The organism is Pantoea sp. alder81 (genome assembly GCF_020179835.1).
In the GTDB taxonomy this organism is placed as follows: Bacteria; Pseudomonadota; Gammaproteobacteria; order Enterobacterales; family Enterobacteriaceae; genus Pantoea.
On the sequence record NZ_JAIUDA010000003.1, the window covers coordinates 54,914 to 79,914 of the forward strand.

Annotated in this window: 22 protein-coding genes; 10 read left to right on the forward strand and 12 right to left on the reverse strand. The window is 53.6% G+C overall.

Going from position 1 to position 25,001, the window contains the following annotated elements; translation table 11 throughout:
* Positions 1 to 11: 11 nt before the first annotated feature.
* Both aceE and pdhR read right to left on the reverse strand, forming a co-directional pair.
* On the reverse strand, positions 12 to 2,678 hold the full coding sequence (gene aceE / locus LBW88_RS09845) for a pyruvate dehydrogenase (acetyl-transferring), homodimeric type (protein ID WP_224932509.1): 2,667 nt from the start codon (positions 2,676 to 2,678) through the stop codon (positions 12 to 14).
* Between the two features lie 128 nt (positions 2,679 to 2,806).
* Positions 2,807 to 3,571 carry a pyruvate dehydrogenase complex transcriptional repressor PdhR gene (pdhR, locus tag LBW88_RS09850; RefSeq protein WP_034829622.1) on the reverse strand — a complete coding sequence of 255 codons (765 nt, stop codon included), beginning with the start codon at positions 3,569 to 3,571 and terminating at the stop codon, positions 2,807 to 2,809.
* Between the two features lie 514 nt (positions 3,572 to 4,085).
* On the opposite strand from pdhR, the gene aroP reads away from it, so the two are divergent.
* The 3 genes from aroP (at position 4,086) to LBW88_RS09870 (ending at position 7,960) form a co-directional block, all read left to right on the forward strand.
* Positions 4,086 to 5,441, forward strand: a complete 1,356-nt coding sequence (aroP, locus tag LBW88_RS09855; protein ID WP_224932508.1) for an aromatic amino acid transporter AroP — start codon at positions 4,086 to 4,088, stop codon at positions 5,439 to 5,441.
* A gap of 162 nt (positions 5,442 to 5,603) precedes the next feature.
* Entirely contained in the window at positions 5,604 to 7,010 is a 1,407-nt protein-coding gene (locus tag LBW88_RS09865) for a glycoside-pentoside-hexuronide (GPH):cation symporter (protein WP_224932506.1), read from the forward strand.
* Positions 7,007 to 7,960 carry a family 43 glycosylhydrolase gene (locus LBW88_RS09870; protein WP_224932505.1) on the forward strand — a complete coding sequence of 318 codons (954 nt, stop codon included), beginning with the start codon at positions 7,007 to 7,009 and terminating at the stop codon, positions 7,958 to 7,960. The genes LBW88_RS09865 and LBW88_RS09870 overlap by 4 nt, the downstream gene beginning before the upstream one ends.
* Here the strand turns inward: LBW88_RS09870 and ampE are convergent.
* The gene (gene ampE / locus LBW88_RS09875) at positions 7,942 to 8,796 is read right to left on the reverse strand and encodes a beta-lactamase regulator AmpE (protein WP_224932504.1); all 855 of its coding nucleotides are present in this window, start codon (positions 8,794 to 8,796) and stop codon (positions 7,942 to 7,944) included. The genes LBW88_RS09870 and ampE overlap by 19 nt on opposite strands.
* Positions 8,797 to 8,812: 16 nt before the next feature.
* Positions 8,813 to 9,364 (reverse strand): 1,6-anhydro-N-acetylmuramyl-L-alanine amidase AmpD, encoded by a 552-nt coding sequence (gene ampD / locus LBW88_RS09880; protein ID WP_224932503.1) that lies wholly within the window; start codon positions 9,362 to 9,364, stop codon positions 8,813 to 8,815.
* 181 nt (positions 9,365 to 9,545) lie between these two features.
* Between ampD and nadC the strand changes: the two genes are divergently transcribed.
* From nadC to hofC, 4 genes are all read left to right on the forward strand, one after another.
* Complete coding sequence (nadC, locus tag LBW88_RS09885; protein WP_224932502.1) at positions 9,546 to 10,442, forward strand: carboxylating nicotinate-nucleotide diphosphorylase; 897 nt, start codon at positions 9,546 to 9,548, stop codon at positions 10,440 to 10,442.
* Between the two features lie 180 nt (positions 10,443 to 10,622).
* Positions 10,623 to 11,066 (forward strand): prepilin peptidase-dependent pilin, encoded by a 444-nt coding sequence (ppdD, locus tag LBW88_RS09890; RefSeq protein ID WP_224932501.1) that lies wholly within the window; start codon positions 10,623 to 10,625, stop codon positions 11,064 to 11,066.
* Entirely contained in the window at positions 11,066 to 12,454 is a 1,389-nt protein-coding gene (gspE, locus tag LBW88_RS09895; protein ID WP_224932500.1) for a type II secretion system protein GspE, read from the forward strand. Before ppdD ends, gspE begins: the two co-directional genes overlap by 1 nt.
* Entirely contained in the window at positions 12,447 to 13,646 is a 1,200-nt protein-coding gene (hofC, locus tag LBW88_RS09900; protein WP_224932499.1) for a protein transport protein HofC, read from the forward strand. Before gspE ends, hofC begins: the two co-directional genes overlap by 8 nt.
* A 110-nt stretch (positions 13,647 to 13,756) precedes the next feature.
* Here the strand turns inward: hofC and LBW88_RS09905 are convergent, their stop codons facing one another.
* Entirely contained in the window at positions 13,757 to 14,797 is a 1,041-nt protein-coding gene (locus LBW88_RS09905) for a GMP reductase (RefSeq protein ID WP_224932498.1), read from the reverse strand.
* Positions 14,798 to 15,016: 219 nt separating this feature from the next.
* On the opposite strand from LBW88_RS09905, the gene coaE reads away from it, so the two are divergent.
* From coaE to yacG, 3 genes are read left to right on the forward strand one after another with little or no spacing between them, the layout of a single operon-like run.
* Positions 15,017 to 15,625 carry a dephospho-CoA kinase gene (coaE, locus tag LBW88_RS09910; RefSeq protein WP_224932497.1) on the forward strand — a complete coding sequence of 203 codons (609 nt, stop codon included), beginning with the start codon at positions 15,017 to 15,019 and terminating at the stop codon, positions 15,623 to 15,625.
* Between the two features lie 4 nt (positions 15,626 to 15,629).
* Positions 15,630 to 16,373 (forward strand): cell division protein ZapD, encoded by a 744-nt coding sequence (gene zapD / locus LBW88_RS09915; RefSeq protein ID WP_224932496.1) that lies wholly within the window; start codon positions 15,630 to 15,632, stop codon positions 16,371 to 16,373.
* Positions 16,374 to 16,381: 8 nt separating this feature from the next.
* Entirely contained in the window at positions 16,382 to 16,579 is a 198-nt protein-coding gene (gene yacG / locus LBW88_RS09920) for a DNA gyrase inhibitor YacG (RefSeq protein ID WP_224932495.1), read from the forward strand.
* Between the two features lie 26 nt (positions 16,580 to 16,605).
* Here the strand turns inward: yacG and mutT are convergent, their stop codons facing one another.
* The 7 genes from mutT to ftsQ form a co-directional block, all read right to left on the reverse strand.
* Positions 16,606 to 17,001, reverse strand: coding sequence for an 8-oxo-dGTP diphosphatase MutT (mutT, locus tag LBW88_RS09925; protein ID WP_224932494.1), 396 nt, complete (start codon positions 16,999 to 17,001; stop codon positions 16,606 to 16,608).
* 110 nt (positions 17,002 to 17,111) lie between these two features.
* On the reverse strand, positions 17,112 to 19,817 hold the full coding sequence (secA, locus tag LBW88_RS09930) for a preprotein translocase subunit SecA (protein ID WP_224932493.1): 2,706 nt from the start codon (positions 19,815 to 19,817) through the stop codon (positions 17,112 to 17,114).
* Between the two features lie 75 nt (positions 19,818 to 19,892).
* Positions 19,893 to 20,393, reverse strand: coding sequence for a secA translation cis-regulator SecM (gene secM / locus LBW88_RS09935; RefSeq protein WP_224932559.1), 501 nt, complete (start codon positions 20,391 to 20,393; stop codon positions 19,893 to 19,895).
* Between the two features lie 269 nt (positions 20,394 to 20,662).
* Complete coding sequence (gene lpxC, locus LBW88_RS09940) at positions 20,663 to 21,580, reverse strand: UDP-3-O-acyl-N-acetylglucosamine deacetylase (protein ID WP_034829665.1); 918 nt, start codon at positions 21,578 to 21,580, stop codon at positions 20,663 to 20,665.
* Positions 21,581 to 21,681: 101 nt separating this feature from the next.
* Complete coding sequence (gene ftsZ, locus LBW88_RS09945; RefSeq protein WP_039329333.1) at positions 21,682 to 22,836, reverse strand: cell division protein FtsZ; 1,155 nt, start codon at positions 22,834 to 22,836, stop codon at positions 21,682 to 21,684.
* A gap of 72 nt (positions 22,837 to 22,908) precedes the next feature.
* Positions 22,909 to 24,165 (reverse strand): cell division protein FtsA, encoded by a 1,257-nt coding sequence (gene ftsA, locus LBW88_RS09950; protein ID WP_013507861.1) that lies wholly within the window; start codon positions 24,163 to 24,165, stop codon positions 22,909 to 22,911.
* Positions 24,162 to 25,001 carry a cell division protein FtsQ gene (ftsQ, locus tag LBW88_RS09955; protein ID WP_200574479.1) on the reverse strand — a complete coding sequence of 280 codons (840 nt, stop codon included), beginning with the start codon at positions 24,999 to 25,001 and terminating at the stop codon, positions 24,162 to 24,164. The genes ftsA and ftsQ overlap by 4 nt, the downstream gene beginning before the upstream one ends.

The following is a 25,001-nucleotide window of genomic DNA, read 5'->3' on the forward strand; positions in this document are numbered from 1 at the left end:
TCTCTTACCTCTTAAGCCAGACGCGGGTTAACTTTATCGGCATCGATGCTGAATTTGGTGATCGCGTCTGCCACCACTTTCTTATCGATTTCGCCGCGTTTAGCCAGCTCACCCAGCGCAGCAACCACAACATACGATGCATCCACTTCGAAGTGGTGACGCAGGTTTTCACGGCTGTCTGAACGACCGAAGCCATCGGTACCCAGCACGCGATAATCGCTTGAAGGGACGTAGCTACGAACCTGTTCTGCGAACAGCTTCATGTAGTCAGTTGAGGCAACAGCTGGCGCTTCATTCATCACCTGAGCGATGTATGGCACGCGTGGCGTTTCAGTCGGATGCAGCATGTTCCAGCGCTCACAATCCTGGCCATCACGCGCCAGTTCAGTGAACGAGGTGACGCTGTAAACGTCTGAGCCGATACCGTAGTCTTTTGCCAGGATTTCCGACGCTTCACGAACGTGACGCAGGATAGAGCCTGAACCCAGCAGCTGCACTTTGCCTTTGCTACCTTCTACCGTTTCCAGCTTATAGATACCTTTACGGATACCCTCTTCAACGCCTTCTGGCATTGCTGGCATATGGTAGTTTTCGTTCAGCGTGGTGATGTAGTAGTAGATGTTCTCTTGCGCTTCGCCGTACATACGCACCAGGCCATCCTGCATGATCACCGCTACTTCATATGCGTATGAAGGATCGTAAGAGATACAGTTAGGAATCGTCAGTGACTGAATGTGGCTGTGACCATCTTCATGCTGCAAGCCTTCGCCGTTTAGCGTCGTACGACCCGAAGTACCACCGACCAGGAAGCCGCGCGCCTGTTGGTCGCCTGCCAGCCACATCAGATCGCCGATACGCTGGAAACCGAACATCGAGTAATAGATGTAGAACGGAATCATCGGCAGGTTGTTGGTGCTGTAAGAGGTCGCCGCCGCCAGCCAGGATGAACCTGCGCCCAGCTCGTTGATCCCTTCCTGCAGAATCTGGCCTTTCTCGTCTTCTTTATAGTAAGCAACCTGCTCACGGTCCTGCGGGGTGTACTGCTGACCGTTCGGGCTGTAAATACCAATCTGACGGAACAGGCCTTCCATACCGAAGGTACGCGCTTCATCCGCAAGGATTGGCACCAGACGATCTTTGATCGACTTGTTCTTCAGCATCACGTTCAGTGCACGCACAAACGCGATAGTGGTCGAGATCTCTTTGTTCTGCTCTTCCAGCAACGGTTTGAACTCTTCCAGCGTTGGCATTTCCAGCTTCTCGCTGAACTCTGCCTGACGGGTTGGCAGGTAGCCACCCAGCTTCTCACGCTGACCGTGCAGATAGTTGTACTCGTCAGAACCTTTATCGAAGGTCACGTACGGCAGGTTTTCGATCTGATCGTCAGCCACCGGCACGTTGAAGCGGTCACGGATGTAGCGAACGCCATCCATGTTCATCTTCTTCACCTGGTGCGCGATGTTTTTACCTTCCGCCGTGTCACCCATACCATAACCTTTGATGGTATGTGCGAGGATCAGGGTCGGCTGACCTTTGGTGTCCTGCGCTTTTTTCAGTGCTGCGTAGATTTTCTTCGGATCGTGGCCGCCACGGTTCAGCGCGAAGATCTCTTCGTCTGACCAGTCTTTCACCAGTGCAGCGGTCTCCGGGTATTTACCGAAGAAGTGCTCACGCACGTAGGCACCATCACGGGATTTGAAGGTCTGGTAGTCGCCATCAACGGTTTCGTTCATCAGCTGGATCAGTTTGCCGCTGGTGTCCTGCTTCAGCAGTTCATCCCAACGCGCGCCCCAGATCACTTTGATCACGTTCCAGCCAGCACCGGCAAAGATGCCTTCCAGCTCGTTGATGATTTTGCCGTTACCAGTAACCGGGCCATCGAGGCGCTGCAGGTTACAGTTAATGATGAACACCAGGTTGTCCAGTTTCTCACGGGTGGCGATGGTGATCGCACCTTTAGATTCCGGCTCATCCATCTCGCCATCGCCAAGGAAGGCGTAAACAGTCTGGTTTTTGGTGTCTTTCAGACCACGGTGATCCAGATATTTCAGGAACTTCGCCTGATAGATCGCATTCAATGGACCCAGACCCATAGACACGGTCGGGAACTGCCAGAAGTCAGGCATCAGTTTCGGGTGCGGGTAAGAAGACAGACCTTTACCGTGCACTTCCTGACGGAAGTTATTCATCTGCTCTTCGGTCAGACGGCCTTCCAGGAAAGCACGTGAGTAGATGCCCGGAGAAATATGACCCTGGAAGTAAACCAGATCGCCGCCGTCTTTATCACTGCGCGCACGGAAGAAGTGGTTAAAGCACACTTCATAAATGGTGGCAGAAGACTGGAAGGATGAGAGGTGACCACCCAACTCCAGATCTTTCTTCGATGCACGCAGCACCGACATGATGGCGTTCCAGCGAATTGCGGAACGGATACGACGTTCAAGAGAGGTGTTGCCCGGATAGTCCGGTTCATCTTCAACAGCAATAGAGTTGATGTAGTTACTGATAGCCGACGCACCGCCTGCCACTTTCACGCCACCTTTGCGTGCTGCGTTCAATACCTGATCAAGCAGATACTGCGCGCGCTCAACACCTTCTTCACGGATGACCGATTCGATCGCCTGTAGCCAGTCACGAGTTTCGATCGGATCCACGTCATTCTGTAAACGTTCTGACATGGGGTGTGTTCCTTATCTGTGTCTAATACGTTGAATTATCAGGAGCCTGTCTTCTTGTGCTTTGTTTCTTGTTCACAGCACAAGAAGACAGGTCCGTCGTTTGTTTTCCGCACGTTCGTTGCCGTGCGTTATTCCTTACGTTGCTGTAAACGACGCAGGGAGCGTTCACGACGACTCTGCTCCCGGCTTCTATCCAGCAAGATTTCCTCAATGAACGCCAGGTGACGATGGGAGGCCTCGCGTGCTTGTTCTGGCTCACGAGCCACAATCGCCTCAAAGATACTGGCGCGGTGACCGCTCACTTTCGCCAGCATTTCCCGGCGAGCGTAAAGCAATTCGAAATTCTGACGGACGTTTTGTTCCAGCATAGGGCCCATGGAACGCAGCAAATGCAACAGCACCACATTATGGGCGGCTTCTGTGACAGCGATCTGATACTTCATCACTGCATCTGCTTCGGCATCCAGATCGCCGCTGTCCTGCGCCTGCTGGATATGAACATGGCAGTCGCGGATGCGCTGCAGATCTTCATCTGTGCCACGCAGCGCCGCATAATAAGCAGCAACGCCTTCCAGCGCGTGGCGGGTTTCCAGCAGGTCAAACTGGGATTCTGGATGTTCGGCAAGCAGGCTCACTAACGGATCGCTCATGCTTTGCCAGAGATTTGTTTGCACGAAGGTACCACCGCCCTGACGGCGTAACAGCAGGCCTTTGGCTTCCAGGCTCTGAATCGCTTCGCGCAGGGATGGACGTGAGACATCAAACTGTTTCGCCAGTTCGCGCTCGGGGAGAAGCTTTTCACCTGGCTGGAGCGTCCCTTCCATAATGAGGGATTCCAGCTGTTGCTCAATCGCATCGGAGAGCTTTGGTTGGCGAATTTTACTGTAAGCCATCTTCCCTTCTTATTGTGCAAAACGTCCGGAGTAAATTGGTAATACCAATTGAAAAATGGTGCCCGTAAAGTAACAAAGTATTCACCTTGTGTCTATATGGCAGGCATCACACTTCCGGGGTATATCGCTGTTACAGCGCGCTAACTTCCCGTGATAAAGGCATATATTTGCTACGTAAGTGAATTGTTAACAGATTTCACTTTTACCAAACCTTACACTGAGTTAGCACTAAGCCTTACAGGCAACCATAAGCGAAAGCTATTCGTGTTTATTGTTTATTCATGTCAGAAATAACCTGGATGACACACAGTGAATGCTGCTGCTTTTTCAGCCATCTCTCAGCACAAAAAGCAAAAGCAGGTGCAAAGCGGCGCGCTTATCACTATTCTGGTCGCCATGGTAGTTTCAGCATGCACACAGCACGCCAAATACCGTAAAGAAAAGAATACATTGCGTAAAACAGCCTTACAGTGCGCGCACTGCAGGTGCACAATAACAACATCACGAGGTTTGTATGGAACAACAGCATGGCGAAGGACTGCATCGCGGTCTGAAAAATCGCCATATTCAGCTGATTGCGCTGGGCGGTGCCGTGGGTACCGGTCTGTTTCTGGGTAGCGCATCAGTGATTAAATCGGCCGGTCCGGCCGTGATTCTCGGTTATGCGATTGCAGGATTCATTGCCTTTCTGATTATGCGCCAGTTAGGTGAAATGGTAGTGGAAGAGCCGGTTGCCGGTAGCTTCAGCCACTTCGCCTATAAATACTGGGGCAACTTTGCCGGTTTCGCCTCTGGCTGGAACTACTGGGTGCTGTATGTTTTGGTCGCCATGGCCGAACTGAGTGCCGTGGGTAAATACATCCAATTTTGGTATCCCGAATTCCCTACCTGGGCCAGTGCCGCCATCTTCTTCGTGGTGATCAACGCCATTAACCTGACCAACGTAAAAGTGTTTGGGGAAATGGAGTTCTGGTTCGCAATCATCAAAGTGGTCGCCGTTATCGGCATGATCCTGTTCGGCGGCTGGTTGCTGTTTAGCGGCAACGCCGGTCCGCAGGCCAGCGTCACTAACCTGTGGAGCCAGGGCGGTTTCCTGCCACACGGCATGACCGGTCTGGTCATGATGATGGCGATCATTATGTTCTCGTTTGGTGGCCTTGAGCTGGTCGGAATCACCGCTGCTGAGGCAGATAATCCGCAAGAGAGCATCCCGAAAGCCACCAACCAGGTTCTGTGGCGTATCCTGATTTTCTACATTGGTTCTCTGGCGGTGCTGCTGTCATTGATGCCGTGGACACGCGTCACCGAAGAGACCAGCCCGTTCGTGTTGATCTTCCACGAACTGGGTGATGCCTTCGTCGCCAACGCATTGAACGTGGTGATCCTGACGGCTGCACTGTCGGTCTATAACAGCTGCGTTTATTGCAACAGCCGTATGCTGTTCGGCTTAGCACAACAGGGTAACGCGCCGAAAGCGCTGCTCAATGTTGATAAGCGCGGCGTGCCAGTGGCGACCATTCTGGTTTCAGCCGTTGCTACAGCGCTGTGCGTCCTGATCAACTACCTGATGCCGGGTGAAGCCTTTGGCCTGCTGATGTCACTGGTGGTCTCTGCGCTGGTGATCAACTGGGCGATGATCAGCCTCGCGCACATGAAATTCCGTAAGAAGAAGGACCAGCAAGGTGTGACTACGCGCTTTAAAGCCGTGCTCTATCCATTTGGTAACTGGCTCTGCCTGGTGTTCATGGCGGCCGTGCTGGTGATCATGGCGATGACGCCGGGTATGGCGATTTCTGTGTGGTTGATTCCTGTCTGGCTGGTGATTCTGGCCGTGGGTTACACCATCAAAAATAAAGTGCAAAAAACCTAATGTAAGTCTCTGCCCGGCACGCCAGTGCCGGGCAACATTCCTGATCTGCCTCACACTTTTCTGCGCCCACCTGTTTTGTCCATCTACGTGACCAATTGTTCCCCAGCAGGTTACTGATTTAACGCTGATAATTTCGTCTCACCTTGTCGCGGGAGACGAATAATGAATGGAGCAGCACTCTCATTCAGAGAGAAACTGGGGTACGGCATGGGCGATGCCGGATGCAATATGATCGGCGGCGCTATCATGCTTTTCCTTAACTATTTCTACACCGATGTGTTTGGCCTTGCGCCCGCGCTGGTCGGTACGCTGCTGCTTTCTGTTCGCGTGCTGGATGCCGTCACCGATCCGATTATGGGCGCCATTGCTGACCGCACGCAAAGCCGCTGGGGACGCTTCCGCCCATGGCTGCTGTGGGTTTCTGTCCCCTATGTACTGTTCAGCGTGCTGATGTTCACCACGCCAGACTGGAGTTATGAGAACAAAGTCATTTGGGCCTTTGTCACCTACTTCTTAATGTCTCTCACTTACACCGCTATCAATATTCCCTACTGCTCACTGGGCGGTGTGATTACCAACGATCCCGGTGAGCGTGTCTCCTGCCAATCCTATCGTTTTGTGATGGTGGGCGTGGCGACGCTGATCCTATCACTCTCTCTGCTACCGATGGCCGAGTGGTTTGGCGGTGACAATAAAGCGCGTGGCTATCAGATGGCGATGAGTGTGCTGGCACTGATAGGTCTGGTGATGTTCCTGTTCTGTTTCGCCACGGTTCGCGAACGTATTCGCCCTGCCGCGCCCAGTAATGACGATTTGAAGAAAGATCTGCGCGACGTCTGGAAGAACGATCAGTGGGTGCGCATCTTGCTGCTGACGTTTTGCAATGTCTGTCCCGGCTTCATCCGCATGGCGGCGACCATGTATTACGTCACCTGGGTAATGGGACAATCCACGCACTTTGCCACGCTGTTTATCAGCCTGGGGGTGATTGGCATGATGTTGGGTAGCACTCTGGCAAAAATTCTCACCGACCGCTGGTGCAAACTGAAAGTGTTTTTCTGGACCAATATCGCACTGGCGCTCTTCTCCTGCGGTTTCTACTGGATCGATCCTCATGCCACTGTGGCGGTTGTCGTCGCCTACTTCCTTCTAAACATCCTGCACCAAATCCCTTCACCACTGCACTGGTCGCTGATGGCGGATGTCGATGATTATGGCGAGTGGAAAACCGGCAAACGTATCACCGGCATGAGCTTCTCCGGCAATCTGTTCTTCCTCAAAGTAGGCCTGGCAGTGGCCGGTGCGATGGTCGGTTTCCTGCTCTCTATTTATGGCTATGACGCCGGTGCGAAGCAGCAGGCTCCCAACGCCCTTAACGGCATCATGCTGCTGTTCACCGTGATTCCCGGCGTCGGCTATCTGATCACCGCCGGTGTAGTGCGCTTGCTGAAAGTGGATCGCAAACTCATGCGCACCATTCAGGATGATCTTGCGCTACGCCGCGCCAACGCACGAGAGTTATCCCCTGCCTCACTGTCTGCCATCCCACAACCCGGAGAGATCAAATGAGCTGGCCAAATCCCTTTATTACCCAACGTGCCGACCCTTTTATCCTGCGCCATGGCGAGGGTTACTACTTCGTGGCATCGGTGCCGGAATATGATCGACTCGAAATCCGTCACGCTGACACGCTGAATCGCCTGATTGAGGCGGAAGCGGTCACTGTGTGGCGGAAGCCCGACACCGGGCCGTACAGTGCGTTGATTTGGGCGCCGGAACTGCACCGTATCAATGGACAATGGGTGATTTACTTTGCTGCTGCCCCGACGCGCGACATCAAAGACGGTCTATTTCAGCATCGTATGTATGCGCTGGTGTGTGATGACAGCGATCCGCTTTCTGGCCACTGGCAGCCTGCTCGACGTGTGTTTACCCCTATCGATTCGTTCTCTCTCGATGCAACGCATTTCGTGCATCAGGGCAAAAACTGGTATCTGTGGGCACAGAAGGATCCCGCGATTCCGGGCAATTCCAATCTCTATCTTGCAGAGTTACTCAACCCCTGGACGCTGAAAAGCGCACCGGTGATGCTCAGTCGGCCGGAATATGAGTGGGAGTGCGCAGGCTTTAGCGTTAATGAGGGCCCTGCTGCTATCCATCACGGCGATCGGCTGTTTGTTACCTATTCCGCTAGCGCAACTGATGAGAATTATTGCCTCGGGATCCTGAGCATTGATGTGATGGCCGATCCACTCGATAGCACAGCCTGGCAGAAGTCAGCACGACCGGTCTTCACCACCAGTTGGGAGAATCAGCAGTATGGCCCGGGGCACAACAGCTTTACGCAGGATGAGGAAGGAAGGGATGTGCTGGTGTATCACGCACGGAATTACACCGAAATTGAGGGCGATCCATTATGGGATCCGAATCGCCATACGCGCCTGAAGTACTTCGCATGGCGAGAGGACGGCACACCAGATTTCGGTGTACCGCCTGCCGATCACACCAGCGTGCCGTAAATGGTCAGCAACGCAACCACGACAACCAGCACCAGTGATATACGCTTTGCCAGCGCCACGGCCACCCGTGGCGTTTCGACTTTATCCATGTGCGGATCACGCGCTAACGAGAACTGCGCCAGGCTGGTCAGCACCTGATATTGCGAACGATGGCGATCGCTCAATGAGGCAAACCACGCAGGTAATGCCCGCTCACCATGGCCTAAGAGTGCATAAGCCACACCTGCCAGACGCACCGGGATCCAGTCCAGTACGTGCAGTACGCGATCAACACCTGACTGCGCGCGCTCCAGTGGAGAATGGTGTTTCGCCAGCCAGCTCTGCCAGGCACGCAGAAATGCATAACCCACCAGCAGCACCGGGCCGTAAGGGCCGCCGACAACAAACCAGAACAGCGGTGCGAGGTAGAAGCGGAAGTTAATCCAAATCAGGGCATTTTGTAGTTCACGCAGAAACTCGCGCTCACTACATTCAACGGGCACACCATGAATCAGCGTCAGTTCGGCAGCCATGGCCTGATGCGCCGCTTCATCATCGTGGCTGGCGGCTTTCAGATAGCGGTGATAGTGCAGACGCACCGAGCCTGCGCCAATGCACAACAAGCCCACCACAATCCAGAATGCCAGTTGCGCCACGCCAAACAAAATGCCTTTCAGGCTCCACACCACCAGCCAGACAATTAGCATCGCGATGAGGGTCATCACCAGCGTGCGCAGCAGTGAAAATCGCTGGCGTCCGCGGAACAGCGGCTCCAGACGATGATCCAGCTGCCAATGCTCACCCAATTTAAACAGGCGTTCCCAACCTAACACTAATAACAAGCTAAACAACGTCATACCTGCTCCTGCTGTTTCAGGGATTCTCCTGCCTGATGGACTCTTTATAGCGTATCCAGTCAAATGCGGGGCCTGGATCGGTTTTGCGCTGCGGCGCGATATCGCTGTGCCCGGTGATGCGTTCCAGCGTCAGCGGATAGTGCTTGAGCAACAAGGCGCTGACCTTTTTTAACGTCTTATACTGCGCATCGGTATACGGCAGCGTATCCGTGCCTTCCAGCTCAATGCCCATTGAGAAATCATTGCAGTTTTCTCGCCCGGCAAATTGCGACACGCCGGCATGCCATGCGCGCTGATCAAAAGAAACATACTGCACCAATTCACCATCACGACGAATCAGGCAGTGTGCCGCCACGCGCAATTGCGCGATATCGGCAAAATAGGGGTGTTCATCCGGCGGTAAAGTCCCGGTAAACAGTTGATCAATCCACGGACCACCAAATTCACCCGGCGGCAAACTGATATTATGAATGATCAGCAACGAGGGAATTTCATTTTCCGGTCGTTGGTTAAAGTGCGGCGAGAGCACTTTGCGCGCGCTGGTGATCCAGCCATCTTCCAGTTTCATGCTCTAAATCCTAAGCAAAATCAGGCTGAGAATAACATGTTTCCCCTTTTCGGCTTGTGACTTAATGCGAATGGCGATCGATGTTAAGGATACTAAACATTTCAACTATCGCGACTGGCAATAGCCTATAAATCAGGCTAAGGTGAGCGCAGTAAAATCCGACTATTGGAGTGGCATAAACATGGCATCGCGTCGTTACGATCCCGATCATCGTCGTCAGGAACTGATTAAGCGTATTGAGCAGGACATCCCCGAAGCCGTTGCGCGCGCACTTCAGGAGGATTTAGGCGGTGAAGTAGATGCCGACCGTGACATCACGGCCCTACTTTTACCAGAAGAGAAACAGGCCGAGGCACAGATCATCACGCGGGAAGCCGGTGTTTTTTGTGGTAAACGCTGGGTGCAAGAAGTGTTCATCCAGCTTGGCAATAAAGTCACGATTGTCTGGCATGTTGAAGATGGCCAAGCCGTGGTAGCTGACCAACTGCTGTTCGAGTTAAAAGGCCCGGCTCGGTTGCTGTTAACCGCTGAACGAACCGCATTGAATTTCGTGCAAACGCTTTCCGGCGTGGCTACGGAAGTCAGCCGCTATGTCGAATTACTCGACGGCAGCGAAACACAATTGCTGGATACACGCAAAACCTTGCCTGGCCTGCGCACCGCGCTGAAATATGCCGTATTGTGCGGCGGCGGGAGTAATCATCGACTGGGCCTGTCCGATGCCTTCCTGATCAAGGAAAACCACATCATCGCCAGCGGGTCTGTACGTAAAGCAGTGGAGAAAGCGCTGTGGCTGGATCCCGATGTGCCGGTGGAAGTTGAGGTTGAGAGCCTGCAAGAACTGCAGGATGCCATTGATGCCGGAGCCGACATTATCATGCTGGATAACTTCAGCTTCGAGATGATGCATGAAGCCGTTATTCTCACCGATAAACGTGCCCTGCTGGAAGTCTCCGGTAACGTTACGGAAGCCACGCTGCCGCAAATTGCCAAAACCGGCGTCGACTTCGTTTCGGTAGGTGCATTGACTAAACACGTGCGCGCCATGGATCTCTCCATGCGATTCCGCGACAACTAATATTCCCCCTCTTACCGCCGCATCTGCGCGGCGGTTTGTGAGTCATATTCCCGTTTACTGTTGCCTCCTCTGCAAACGCAGCGATTCATTACAGCCTGCTCTCCAGCAATAAACAGACTCACTATCGCTTTCCGACACCGTTTTCTACCTTAGCCGCTCCACAATAAGGAGCTTTTAACAATGGAAAGACAACGGGGTTTTACCCTCATCGAGCTGATGATCGTGATTGGCATTGTGGCCATCTTGAGCGCTATCGGCCTGCCCAGTTATCAAAATTATCTCCAACGCGCCGCGCTGACTGACATGTTGCAAACCATGGTGCCGTATAAAACCGCAGTGGAACTCTGCGCGATTGAACGTGGCGGTCCCACTCAGTGCCAGGCGGGTGCGGGCGGTATTCCTGCTGCCAAAGGTTCACGTTATGTGGCCTCGCTAAGCGTCGTGAATGGCGCCATCACCTTAGTGGGCCAGGAAAGTCTTACCGGGTTGAGTGTAGAAATGACACCGATTTGGAACACCACGGAAGGCACGCTGGATTGGCAACGCAGTTGCACCAGCACCAATGCCAGCCTGCGCGACAGCTGTCTTGAACAATTCCGCTTCACCGATAAGGACACTCGCTGATGGCACAGCCCAACACCCCGATCCAGACCCTATGCGCACGTTACCAGGCGGTGATGCTTCAGCATGACGCCACATCACTGCGCGTTGCGGTAGCGGAAACGCCCGATCCGCTGCTGCTGGAAGCCCTGCAATTCGCCAGCCAGTGCAAAGTGGAAGTCGAGTGCTGGCCTGCGGCAAGACTGGAGCAGCTACTGCACAAACCTGATGACTCGCCGGCCTTGCACGAACCGGCCGCGACCGAAACAGCAATCAATGCCGTTGAGCAGATTTTGCGCCAGGCGATCCAGCGCCGTGCTTCTGACGTCCATTTTGAACCTCAGCAGCAGGGGTTACGCGTTCGATTACGTATTGATGGCGTCTTGCATAAACTGTCACATTTGCCGGATGCACCCACAGCTGCGGTGCTTGCCAGGCTGAAAATCCTCGGTGGGCTGGATATCGCCGAGCGTCGCTTGCCACAAGATGGGCAATTCACCCTGGACATTGACGATCAACAGGCCGCTTTTCGCCTCTCTACCTTACCTATTAGCCACGGTGAGAAAGCCGTGGTGCGACTGCTGCAAAGTGAAAACAGCGCGATCACGCTGGATAAACTCGGTATGCCGATTGCCCAGTTACGGCTACTTAAGCACGCACTGGCGAAACCTCAGGGGCTGATACTGGTCACCGGGCCTACCGGCAGCGGTAAAACCTTCACTCTGTATAGCGGCCTGAGCGCTCTGAATATGCCGGATAAAAATGTGTGTAGCGTGGAAGATCCGGTGGAAATCCCCTTAGAAGGCATCAACCAGACACAAATTCAGCCGCGTAGCGGACTCGATTTTAATCGGGTGCTGCGGGCTCTGCTGCGACAGGACCCGGATGTGATTATGGTGGGAGAAATCCGCGATGCCGAAACGGCCAGCATTGCCGTTAAAGCGGCGCAGACCGGGCATCTGGTGCTATCAACATTGCATACCAATTCGACGGCAGAAACGCTAACGCGTCTGCGACAGATGGACATTCCCGGTTACCTGCTTGGCCCGGCCCTGCAGTTAGTCATCGCGCAGCGTCTGGTACGAAGGCTCTGCGAGCACTGCCGCCAGCCAGCACAGGCCATTGCACATCTGCCACACGACATCTGGCCTGGCACCTTACAAACCTGGCGTGCTCCAGGCTGTGACCACTGCTTCTCGGGCTATTACGGACGCCTGGCATTGTTTGAGGTGCTTCCGATGAGTAACAAGCTGCAGAACGCGATTTCAGCCGATATGCCGCTGGAGCACATCATCGCACTGGCCAGTGAAGGCGGCATGAAAACGTTGCTCGCCGCCGGGCTGGAGGCCGTAAGTCGCGGTGACACCTCCTTTGAAGAAGTTCAGCGGGTTGTGGGATTGGGGGATGGCTAATCTCTATCAATTCCGCTGGCAGGCGCTGGACACGCTGGGCGCATTACTGGAAGGGGATTCATTGGTGGCCAGTCAGGATGCGCTTCTCGAGCAGCTTTCACATCGCGGTATGCTGCCGGTCAGCTGGCATCGTGGGAAATGCTGGCGCATGCGTGACTGGAAGTGGCAGCACAAAATTGACCTGGTTCGCCAGTTGGCAACCTTGCTAAAAGCAGGACTGCCGCTGGCGGAGAGTCTGACGTTGCTGGCTGAAGGGCACCCGCATGCAGGCTGGCGTTTAATGCTTAACGAATTGCAACGCCGGGTAATGGCAGGAGAGGCTTTTTCATCCGCACTCCGCGCCTGGCCGCAGATCTTCCCCGCACTGTTTCCAGCATTAATGGAAGTGGGGGAACTGACGGGACAGCTTGACGAATGCTGCCGCCAGTTAGCCTTACAACAGAGTAAGCAACAGCATCTGCGCCAGAAAGTGGTTAAAGCCTTGCGCTATCCACTGTTTATTTTGCTGGTGGCGCTGGCGGTGAGTGCAGGCATGTTGCTGTTTGTGCTGCCCGAATTTGTCTCGGTGTATGCCAGTTTTGATGCACCGCTGCCCGCCTTCACCGCCGCCGTGATGAGTCTGTCCGAGTTTTTACAACAGGCTGCGTTACCTCTGACGCTAACGGTGATGTGCTTATTGTTCGGCGCAAGATGGCTTTACCGTGGCTCCGTAAACTGGCAAATACGTGTTCATCGCTGGCTATTGCGTCTGCCGTTACTTTCGACACTGTGGCGTGGTGGGCAGCTCAGCCAGATTTATGCCATCCTGCAATTGACGCAGCAGGCCGGGCTCACCTTGTTACAAAGTCTGCAAGCCGTTGAGGTCACTCTGGGATCGCCCCTATGGCGTGAAGCGATTATCGCCTTACAGCGGCATATCGCTGGTGGTTCACCCCTGCATCAGGCTATGCAGCATCATGTGCTTTTCACCGCACTCTGTGCACAACTGATCCGGGTCGGTGAGGAAGCGGGTGCGCTGGATGTCATGCTGGCACGTTTAGCAGAGTGGCATGAAGCACAAACGCTGATGCGGGCTGATGCACTCGCGGCTTCGCTCGAACCCTTGATGATGGTGGTGATCGGTGGGATTGTCGGGACGTTGGTGATTGCCATGTACCTGCCGGTATTTGGTTTAGGCGATGCCATTCGTTAACAGGTGCGCGCGGTGCGCACCTGCCTTCAAACGTCAAATGCCAAATGCCAAATGCCAAATGCCAAATGCCAAATGCCAAACTTCGACTATCAGCCATCAGCCATCAGCCATCATCGCGTGAATACCCGATTTTCCTGTTCCGCCACACGAATGAATGTAGTGCGCTTTGTCAGTTCTTTGAGGCGTTCTGCACCAACATAGGTGCAGGCCGAACGCAGTCCGCCGAGGATATCCTTCACGGTCTCTTCCACCGGGCCACGCAGCGGCAGGCGAACGGTTTTCCCTTCTGCAGCACGATACTGGGCGACACCACCGACATGGCGTTTCATGGCGGATTCTGAACTCATGCCATAGAACAACATAAACTGCTCGCCCTGCTCTTCGACAACATTCCCCTCGCACTCATCATGCGCCGCCAGCATGCCGCCGAGCATGACGAAATCCGCACCGCCGCCGAAAGCTTTAGCGATATCACCCGGCACCGAACAACCACCGTCGCTGACAATCTGGCCGCCTAAGCCGTGCGCCGCATCAGCACACTCAATCACCGCTGACAGCTGCGGGTAGCCGACGCCGGTTTTCACACGCGTGGTGCAGACAGAACCGGGGCCAATGCCGACTTTGACGATATCCGCGCCAGAGAGAATCAACTCCTCAACCATCTCACCGGTGACCACATTGCCCGCACAGATAGTTTTGCCTGGGAAACTTTCACGCACTCGCTGCAGGAATTCAACAAAGTGCTCGGAGTAACCGTTGGCAACATCAATGCAGATGAAATTGAGTTGTGGCGATAAGGCGAGAATCGCAGTGAGCTTAATGAAATCGGCTTCGGAAGTACCGGATGACACCATCACATGCCCGAGCACTGCAGCCGGCACGCGCTGGACAAATGCCTGCCAGGCTTCCACGCTGTAATGTTTATGCACTGCAGTCAGCACATTGAAGCTCGCCAGTGCTTCGGCCATGGTGAATGTACCCACGGTATCCATATTGGCGGCAATCAGCGGCACGCCGGTCCAGTTCAGGCCTGAATGCTTGAAAGTGTAGGTGCGTTCGAGTTCAACTTCAGAACGGCTTTTCAGGGTGGAGCGTTTGGGCCGGATTAAAACATCTTTAAAGCCCAGTTTTAAATCTTCTTCAATACGCATAGCTAAGTGTCCTGGTTAGTGACGACGAACCGCAGTTCGGGTAGCGCTCACGGCTCCAGTGTCGTTATCATACGCGCCATTCGTTCCGCGACAAGACTGCGAATTTAACTTTATTTAGGCTACAATCCCTTAAATTTAGCTGAGAAAATTGATTGTGATCATGCTCTCATCTTATTGCGGCTGACGGTCGCCCAATCAAGACAATTTTGAGAGAACGCTATGCCTTTTACCGTTGCGCTCACCGGGGGAATTGGCAGTGGTAAAAGCACCATTGCCAATGCTTTCGCTGCGCTGAACGTTGATATCATTGATGCTGATGTGATTGCGCGAGAAGTGGTTGAACCCGGCTCTCCTGCCTTGCAGGCGATCGTTAAACGCCATGGCGAGTCAATATTAACCGCCGAAGGAGCGCTGTATCGCGCCCGGCTGCGCGAGATTATTTTTCAGCAGCCAAAAGAGAAAAACTGGTTAAATCAGTTGCTCCACCCTCTTATCAATGCCCGTACGCAGCAGCTAAAATTACTGGCAACTTCACCCTATGTATTATGGGTGGTGCCGCTGTTGGTGGAAAACGGGTTACAGCATCAGGCAAATCGGGTTCTGGTGGTCGATGTGGATGAAACCACACAGTTGCAGCGTACCCAGCAGCGTGATGGCATCACGCTTAGCCAGGCAAAAAAAATTCTTGCCGCACAGGCCACTCGCGAGCAGCGTCTGGCCTGTGCGGATGACATCATCGATAACAGTGGTTCGCCCGAACAGGCGTTACCGCGCGTTGCTGAACTTCACCAGCGTTATTTACGCCTGGCAGCAACCGGACAGGATTAACATCATGAGTACAGTCGTTCTGTTTGAACACCCGCTGAATGAGAAGATGCGCACCTGGCTGCGCGTGGAGTTTTTACTCAACCAACTGCACGAGACGGTGCCCGTGGTGAATTCCGTCTCTGCCTTAGGTGTATTTCGCATCATTAGTGATCTGTTAGATATCTTTGAGCGCGGCGATATGCGCACCGAGTTGTTAAAAGAGCTGGAGCGTCAGCAGCAAAAACTCCGCGCCTGGCTTGATGTGCCAGGTGTGGACGAACAAACCGTCAGTAGCCTGCGTGACCGATTGAAACAACAATCCAGCGAGCTGAATGCGGCACCGCGTATGGGTCAGCAGTTGCGCGAAGATCGTTTAATTGGATTGGTACGTCAGCGCCTGAGCATTCCTGGTGGCTGCTGCAGTTTTGACTTGCCGAGTCTGCATATCTGGCTGCACCAGCAGCAATCCCTGCGGGATACGCAGGTTAACGGCTGGCTGACATCACTGGTTCCTCTGCGCAATAGTTTGACCATGATCCTTGATCTGGTGCGTCAGTCAGGCGTATTTCGCCATCAAACCAGCCTGAACGGTTTTTATCAGGATAATGCCGAAGGTTCGGATTTGCTGCGTCTCCAGCTTACCCTTGAGGATGCACTTTACCCGCAGGTCTCAGGCCATAAAAGCCGTTACGCCATACGCTTTCTGCCGCTCGACAGCGAACGTGGTGAAGTGCCAGCTCGACTGAATTTTGAATTAGCCTGTTGTTAGAGGATGTTATGCAAGAAGAGATAATTACCGTACCTTGCCCAAACTGCGGTAGAGATGTGATGTGGGATGAACTGAGTCCGTGGCGCCCGTTTTGCAGTAAGCGTTGTCAGTTGATTGATCTGGGTGAATGGGCTGCAGAAGAGAAACGCATTCCCAGCGATAGCGATCTGACCGACAGCGACGACTGGAGCGAAGAACAACACTAATAGGTAAGGGGCTTTCGCCCCTTCGCTTAAATTTCGTCAGCCACCAGGCGGGCGATCAGCTCATGATTGGCCGGCGGAAACTCATCCGCGACTAAATCGCGTTGTTCCACCCAACGCTGTGGCTGCCCTTCGCGACCATAGGGCTCACCGTTCCATCCCTCCACCAGGAAGAAATGCAGTGTGACGCGCAGATCGTCATAGCTGTGATCCGCCAGACCAACCGCCTTAGCGGCTGTCACTTCAATGCCGGTCTCTTCCATTAACTCACGCTTCAGCGCTTGTTCCGCGGTTTCATCCTGTTCAATTTTGCCGCCAGGAAACTCCCATTTGTTCGCCATGTAGGAACTCGCCGCACGCTGGGCAAGGAAGATTTGACGACTGGCATTGCGAATGATGCCCACCGCGACTTGCAGGTGTTTCATAAGCTGGATTCCGCTTTAATTAATGAGCGCTGATAGTAATGCAGCCGCCAGACAATGTTAACAGCGTGGCGACAGACAAAAGAAAAAGGAGCCCGAAGGCTCCTTGATAATCAGGCCAGTCGGCCGTGACACTGTTTGTATTTCTTACCGGAACCGCATGGGCACAGATCGTTGCGTCCCACTTTACGCTCGCCGCCCTGTGCAGCCAAAGCTTCAGCCGCTGCGGTTTCGTCATCAACGTGGCTCAGTTGTTGCTGCTGTGCCAGACGTTCAGCTTCTTCACGACGTTGCTGCTCCATCGCTTCCACTTCTTCCGGCATACGCACCTGTACTTTGCTCAGGGTGCTGATCACTTCATACTTCAGCGACTCCAGCATGGCAGCGAACATCGAGAAGGACTCGCGCTTATATTCCTGCTTCGGATCTTTCTGCGCATAACCACGCAGATGGATGCCCTGACGCAGGTAGTCCATTGCCGCCAGATGCTCTTTCCACAATGAATCCAGTGTCTGCAGCATTACGCCTTTTTCGAAGTTACGCATCATTTCAGCGCCAACCACTTCTTCTTTCGAGGCGTAGTTTTCGTGAGCACGGCTCATGATACGTTCACGCAGCGTTTCTTCATGCAGATCGGGTTCTTTATCCAGCCAGTCAGCAATCGGCAGATCCAGATCGAAATCGTTGCGCAGACGCTCTTCCAGGCCTGGAATATCCCACATTTCTTCCAGCGACTGTGGCGGAATGTAGGTATCGATGGTGGCCTTGAACACATCTTCACGGATGCTGTTGATGGTTTCAGACACATCAGACACGTCCAGCAGTTCATTACGCTGGCTGTAGATAGCACGACGCTGATCGTTCGCCACATCATCGTATTCCAGCAACTGCTTACGGATGTCGAAGTTACGGCTTTCCACTTTACGCTGTGCGTTGGCAATCGCTTTGGTGACCCACGGATGCTCAATCGCTTCGCCTGGCTTCATGCCCAGTTTACGCATCATGTTAGACACACGATCCGAGGCGAAGATACGCATCAGCGCATCTTCCATTGACAGGTAGAAGCGTGATGAACCGGCATCACCCTGACGACCGGCACGGCCGCGCAGCTGGTTATCGATACGACGTGATTCGTGACGCTCAGTACCAATGATGTGCAGACCGCCCGATGCCAGTACCGCATCATGACGCAGTTTCCACGCCTCTTTGATCGCCTGAATCTGCTCTTCTGAAGGTTCTTCCAGCGCCGCCACTTCGGCCTGCCAGCTACCACCCAGCACGATATCGGTACCACGACCTGCCATGTTAGTCGCGATGGTGACGGCAGCAGGTTGACCCGCCTGAGCCACAATGTCCGCTTCGCTGGCGTGGAACTTGGCGTTCAGTACGCTGTGTTTGATACCGGCGCGCGTCAGTTCGTTGGAGACCACTTCTGATTTCTCAATCGAGATGGTACCCACCAGCACCGGTTGGCCGTTGGCGGTACAGGCACGGATGTCTTCGATGATCGCGTCGATCTTCTCTTTCTCGGTCATGTAGACCAGATCGGCCATATCTTTACGCACCATCGGACGGTTGGTTGGCACCACGATGGTATCGAGTTTATAGATTGAGCTGAACTCAAACGCTTCGGTATCGGCTGTACCGGTCATACCGGCCAGTTTTTCGTAAATACGGAAGTAGTTCTGGAAGGTGATGGAAGCCAGCGTCTGGTTCTCGTTCTGGATTTCCACGCCTTCTTTGGCTTCAACAGCCTGATGCAAGCCATCTGACCAGCGACGCCCCTGCATGGTACGGCCGGTGTGCTCATCGACGATGACCACTTCGCCATCTTTGACGATGTAGTCGACGTCACGGGTGAACAGCGCGTGGGCACGCAATGCGGCCGTCACGTGGTGCATCAGCATGATGTTGGTCGGTGAGTAGAGTGACTCGCCCTCATCCATAATGCCCTGGCTCACCAGCAGTTCTTCCACTTTCACCAGACCGCGCTCGCTCATGTGAGCCTGACGCGCTTTCTCATCGACCCAGAAGTCGCCTTCACCCTGGAAAGTTTCTGAATCTTCCTTCTCCTGGCGCACCAGGTGAGGAATGATTTTATTCACTTTGGTGTACAGCTCGGAGCTGTCTTCAGCAGGACCGGAGATGATTAACGGCGTACGCGCTTCATCGATCAGGATGGAGTCCACCTCATCCACCAACGCGTAGTGCAGTTTGCGCTGTACGCGCTCTTCCGGGCTGAATGCCATGTTGTCGCGCAGGTAGTCGAAGCCGTATTCGTTGTTAGTACCGTAGGTGATATCAGCAGCATAGGCAGCGCGTTTCGCCACCGCTGGCATGTTTGGCAGGTTGATACCGATAGACAGACCCAGGAACTCGAACAGCGCGCGGTTGTTTTCCGCATCACGCTGTGCCAGATAGTCGTTCACCGTCACCACGTGCACGCCTTTGCCGCTCAGTGCGTTCAGGTAAGCAGGCAATGTTGCCGTTAAGGTTTTACCCTCACCTGTACGCATCTCTGCGATGCAACGCTCATTCAGCACCATGCCGCCAATCAGCTGCACGTCGAAGTGGCGCATGCCAAATACACGCTTACTCGCTTCACGCACGGTCGCAAAGGCTTCTGGGATCAGGCTTTCGAGGCTCTCCCCTTTTTTCAGGCGCTCGCGGAACAGGTCGGTTTTGGCTTTCAGTTCGTCATCCGAGAGCTTGACGAAATCCGGCTCCATCTTATTGATGACATCAACAATTTTGCGCATACGGCGCAGAGTACGATCGTTGCTGCTGCCGAATACTTTGGTTAACAATTTGATTAACATATTAAATTTTTCTCAATTCAGCCGTATTCATACGGTCTGGAAAATCTAAAACAGGATGTGGAAAATCGTTAGCTGTTAAGCAATGGCAGGCCCGGCGCGGATGCCATGAATAGCAGCCTGCCAGTCAGCAGAAGTGTGAATTTGAGGTTCGCGATGGCGCAGCGTTTCCTGCGGCTCAAGTGCAATAGCGGGTTGTGCTGGCGAAGTCAGTAGCGCCTGCAACGAATCAATTAATGCCAGCTTTTGTGCCGCCAATGGGACAGCTTGTTCAGCTTCCGCTTCAGTTGGGGGCGTCATGCTAAAGGAAAGATGGCGAATCACAGTGCGAATAGCATGTTGATGCCAGTAGTCGACATTGAAATTAGGTCGACGGGCACTTTCCTGCAAACGAATCAGATGGTCAAAGTGAACAGCGTTGCCGATAAACAGGCTGCTGATCGGCGAGTCAGTCGCCGTGGGTTCCGAGCTTTGTGCACAGGCAGGCAAACCCAAACTGGCCGCCACCATCCCTAACAAGAGATGAGGCCAGAAGTAGCGTCTGCCTAATTGTCGCCAGCGTGAGAAAATCCCGATCACAACCTGTCCACAGTTAAATAAAGTAATGAAGCCGTTGCGGTTATCCGCAAACCTGCTCATATGAGCGCCAGATAATAGCACTTATGTGGGGTCAGGACACCAGTGATTAAAGGGCTTACGGGGGATTTCACGTTTATTTGTACAGGCTTTCGCCAGTGATGGCAGAGAATTGAGAGCGGTCTTGCAGGAATAAAAAACAGGCAATAAAAAACGGCAGCTTCCACTGACCGGAGAGGGTGTCAGGGAGAGCTGCCGTTTTTATGACTGACTTACGCCAGGACTAAATTTGGTGCTTTGAATGCCAGTGGCAGTTCAGCTTCGTCTTCGAAGGTCGCCCATTCCCAGGCTTCCTGCTTGGCCAGAACCGCTTGCAGCAATTTGTTGTTTAATGCATGACCTGATTTGAACGCAGAAAATGCGCCAATCACGTTGTGGCCACACATGAACAGATCGCCGATCGCGTCCAGCATTTTGTGACGAACGAACTCATCTTCAAAGCGCAGACCGTCTTCGTTGAGTACACGGAAATCATCAAGACCAATCGCACAATCTAAGCTACCGCCCAGGCACAGGCCTTTAGACTGCAGATATTCGATTTCACGCATAAAACCAAAGGTGCGCGCACGACTGATTTGGCGAACAAACGCCTCAGCCGAGAAGTTCAGCTGGTAACGCTGCGAGCTTGAGTCAATTGCCGGATGTTTGAAGTCGATAGTAAAGTCGAGTGAGAAACCATTATAAGGTTTGATCTCGGCCCACTTATCGCCATCTTCCACACGCACCGTCTGCTTAACACGCACGAATTTCTTCGCACTGTTCAGCTCTTCGACGCCTGCATCCATCAGCAAGTAGACAAAAGGCGCGGCACTGCCATCCATAATCGGGATTTCTGGCGCATCAACTTCAACAATAATGTTGTCAATGCCCAGGCCAGCCAATGCAGCATTCAGGTGTTCAACCGTCGAAATACGCACGCCTTCATCATTCACCAGACAAGTACTCAGCATGGTGTCGCGCACGTATTTTGCATCAGCCGGGAAATCAACCGGTGGATTCAAGTCAGTGCGACGATAGATGACCCCGGTATTAGCCGACGCAGGGCGTAAGGTCAGCGTGACTTTCTTGCCGGTATGTAAACCGACACCAGTCGCCTGAACAATACGTTTTAATGTCCTTTGTTTGATCATCGCATTATCTCGCAATATTACCCATCCGACCGCCAGTATAAATTACCAGCGGGCGAATACTTTAGCACAAAGAGCGGAGAATCCCAATTCTCGGGATATTCTTAGTCTGCCTGTTTACGCAGGAAGGCTGGAATATCGAGATAATCTGGCTCTTTATTGGACGATGCTGGCTGGTCATTGACCACTTTCGCTGCCGGCTTCTGCTCCTGCGGCAACGGCGCCATGCCATGCTGCTGGTAGCGATGATCCATCACTGGCTGGGTGGCCGGTTTGTTGGTCACCAGGGTGATTTCTGGACGCTTGTCCATGCCGATACCGGTTGCCACCACGGTCACACGCAGTTCGTCGTTCATCTCTGGATCCAGAGAAGTACCGATCACTACGGTCGCGTTGTCAGAGGCGAAGGCGCGGATGGTGTTACCCACGGTTTCGAACTCATCCAGACGCAGGTCGAAGCCCGCCGTGATGTTGACCAGCACGCCGCGCGCACCAGACAGGTCGATATCTTCCAGCAGTGGACTGGAAATAGCCATCTCGGCTGCTTCTTCGGCACGGTCTTCACCGCACGCTACGCCGGAACCCATCATGGCGTAACCCATTTCTGACATCACGGTACGCACGTCCGCGAAGTCAACGTTCATCAAGCCTGGGCGAGTAATCAGCTCGGCGATACCCTGCACCGCACCTTTCAGTACGTCGTTGGCTGCACCAAATGCATCCAGCAGAGAGATACCGCGACCCAGCACTTTTAGCAGCTTGTCGTTCGGGATAGTGATCAGTGAATCGACATGCTTAGACAGCTCAGCGATACCCTGTTCAGCAAAAGCCATACGCTTTTTGCCTTCGAAGTTGAAGGGCTTGGTCACCACCGCAACGGTCAGGATACCCAAATCTTTTGCAACTTCAGCCACAACTGGCGCTGCACCGGTACCAGTACCGCCGCCCATGCCAGCTGCGATAAACACCATGTCTGCCCCTTCCAGCGCAGAACGCAGTGCTTCACGATCTTCCTCAGCTGAGGTACGACCCACTTCCGGGTTTGCACCCGCACCGAGACCCTTGGTGATACCGGTCCCGATCTGGATCGTCTGGCCAACCGCTGTTTTACGCAACGCTTGCGCGTCGGTGTTTACAGCGAAGAATTCTACACCTTCGATACGCTCGCGTACCATGTGCTCTACGGCGTTGCCACCGCCACCGCCGACGCCGATGACTTTAATCACCGCGTCATTGGTTAATTCCATAGGTTCAAACATGATTTCTCTCCGTTATGTGCCTGTCGCCTGGAGATCATAAACATTGCCTGCATGATCTCCTTTTTTCAAAAATTAAAACTCTTTCTTCAGCCAGCTATTGATACGTTTAAACCAGTTGCCCACTGAAGCACGTTTTTCCGTTTCTGCATCACCGTTCATGTGTGACTCTTTGCCGTAGTGCAGCAGACCGACTGCAGTTGAGTAATACGGCTCCTGCGCATAATCCGTCAGGCCGGTGATGTTAAGTGGCTGACCAATACGCACCTGTGTGTGGAACACACGCTGGGCGCAAGCGGCCAAACCTTCAATCTGTGCGGCGCCACCGGTCAGCACGATACCGGCCGCCAGGTGATGCTTCACGCCCTGCTGACGCAGTTGCTCCTGCAGTTGCAGAATCTCGTCATTCACCAGATTCAGCAGTTCGGTGTAACGCGGCTCAATCACTTCTGCCAGCGTTTGACGTTGCAGACTGCGCGGTGGACGTCCACCTACGCTTGGCACTTCGACGTTTTCGTCTTTGCCAACAATCGAACCCAGTGCACAACCATGGCGTACTTTGATTGCTTCCGCATCGGTTGGCGGGGTGCCGAAGGCATAGGCAATATCACTGGTCACCACATTCCCTGCATAAGGGATCACTTTGGTGTGACGCAGCGCGCCGCCGGTGTAAACCGCGATATCCATTGTACCGCCACCGATGTCAACAACACAGACTCCCAGCTCACGTTCATCTTCAGTCAGAACAGAAAAACTGGATGCCAGTCCGGCAAAAATCAGTTGGTCAACTTTCAGGCCACAACGTTCAACGGCTTTAACAATATTTTTCGCCATGTCGTTGTGGCAGGTGATTAAGTGCACCTTAGCCTGCATACGCACGCCGGAAAGACCGACCGGATTCTTGATGCCTTCCTGATAATCGATGGCATATTCCTGAGGAATAACATGCAGGATACGATGTTCATCGCGAACGCGTACGGATTTCGCCGTATGTACCACGTTCTCTACATCATCCTGAGTCACTTCCTCTTCCGAAATCGGAACCATCCCGATTTCGTTCTGACAACTGATATGTTTGCCCGATAATGCGAGGTAAACCGACGAAATCTGGCAATCAGCCATCAGTTCAGCCTGGTCGATGGCGCGTTGAACGCATTTCACCACTGACTCAAGGTCGTTTACGCCACCTTTATCCATACCGCGAGACGGGCAACTGCCCACCCCAATAATGTTGACCATACCATCAGGCAGAATTTCCCCAACCAGGGCGGCAACCTTTGCGGTGCCGATTTCAAGTCCTACTACCAGTTTTCTGTCCGTTGCCTTGATCATTGTGGTTTAGCCTGTGCCTGGTTTTGTTGCTGATTACTGTCCTGTGGCTCCAGCGGGGCAGCTGCCCAGCCTACTGCGGCACCGGAGTCATAGCGCAAATCGACATAAGTAATGCGCTTGTTCTGACTCTGGCCCTGCTGCAGCAGCTCCGGATAGAGCTCAATAAAACGGTTCAGACGCTTCATGGTTTCGCTGCGTCCCAGTTCGATGCGCACATCGTCGCTGGTCACTAACTGCCACGAGCGCCGCGCCGTCATCGACGCGACCTTCAGGGTAAACTTGCCGGCTTTGAGCACATCACTCATGGTGTGATAGCCCGCCAACACCTCTGTTTCACTGCCTTCCGGACCATACAACATCGGCATGGTCTCTTTACCGATGTGACTGGCCGGGACGCTGAAGGAGACGCCATCGGCGTCCACCATGTGCGAGTCATTCCAGCGTGCTACCGGAACATACTCCACCAGGTTTATCTTCAGCTCATCAGGCCACTGCTTACGCACACTGACCTGCTTAATCCACGGTAAACGCTCAATCTGTTGCTGAATGATGTCCACGTTCTGCGACATGAAGGTACCGGGTGCGCCAAGCGACAAAATGGCCTGGCGGATATCATCATGCGTGGTGTAGTGGGTTTCCCCGGTCACCACCAGCTTCGATAACGGCAAGCGTGACGCATCATTCATCCACTTCAACACCACCAGGCCACCTGCAGCCATGATGCCCAACACAATCAGCAGGAACACGACGCCAAACAGTCGGGCACCGTTGCTACGCCCGGTGCGCGCACGCTCCTGGGGTTCGCGATTTCGTACACGTATCGCCGCCTGAGACAT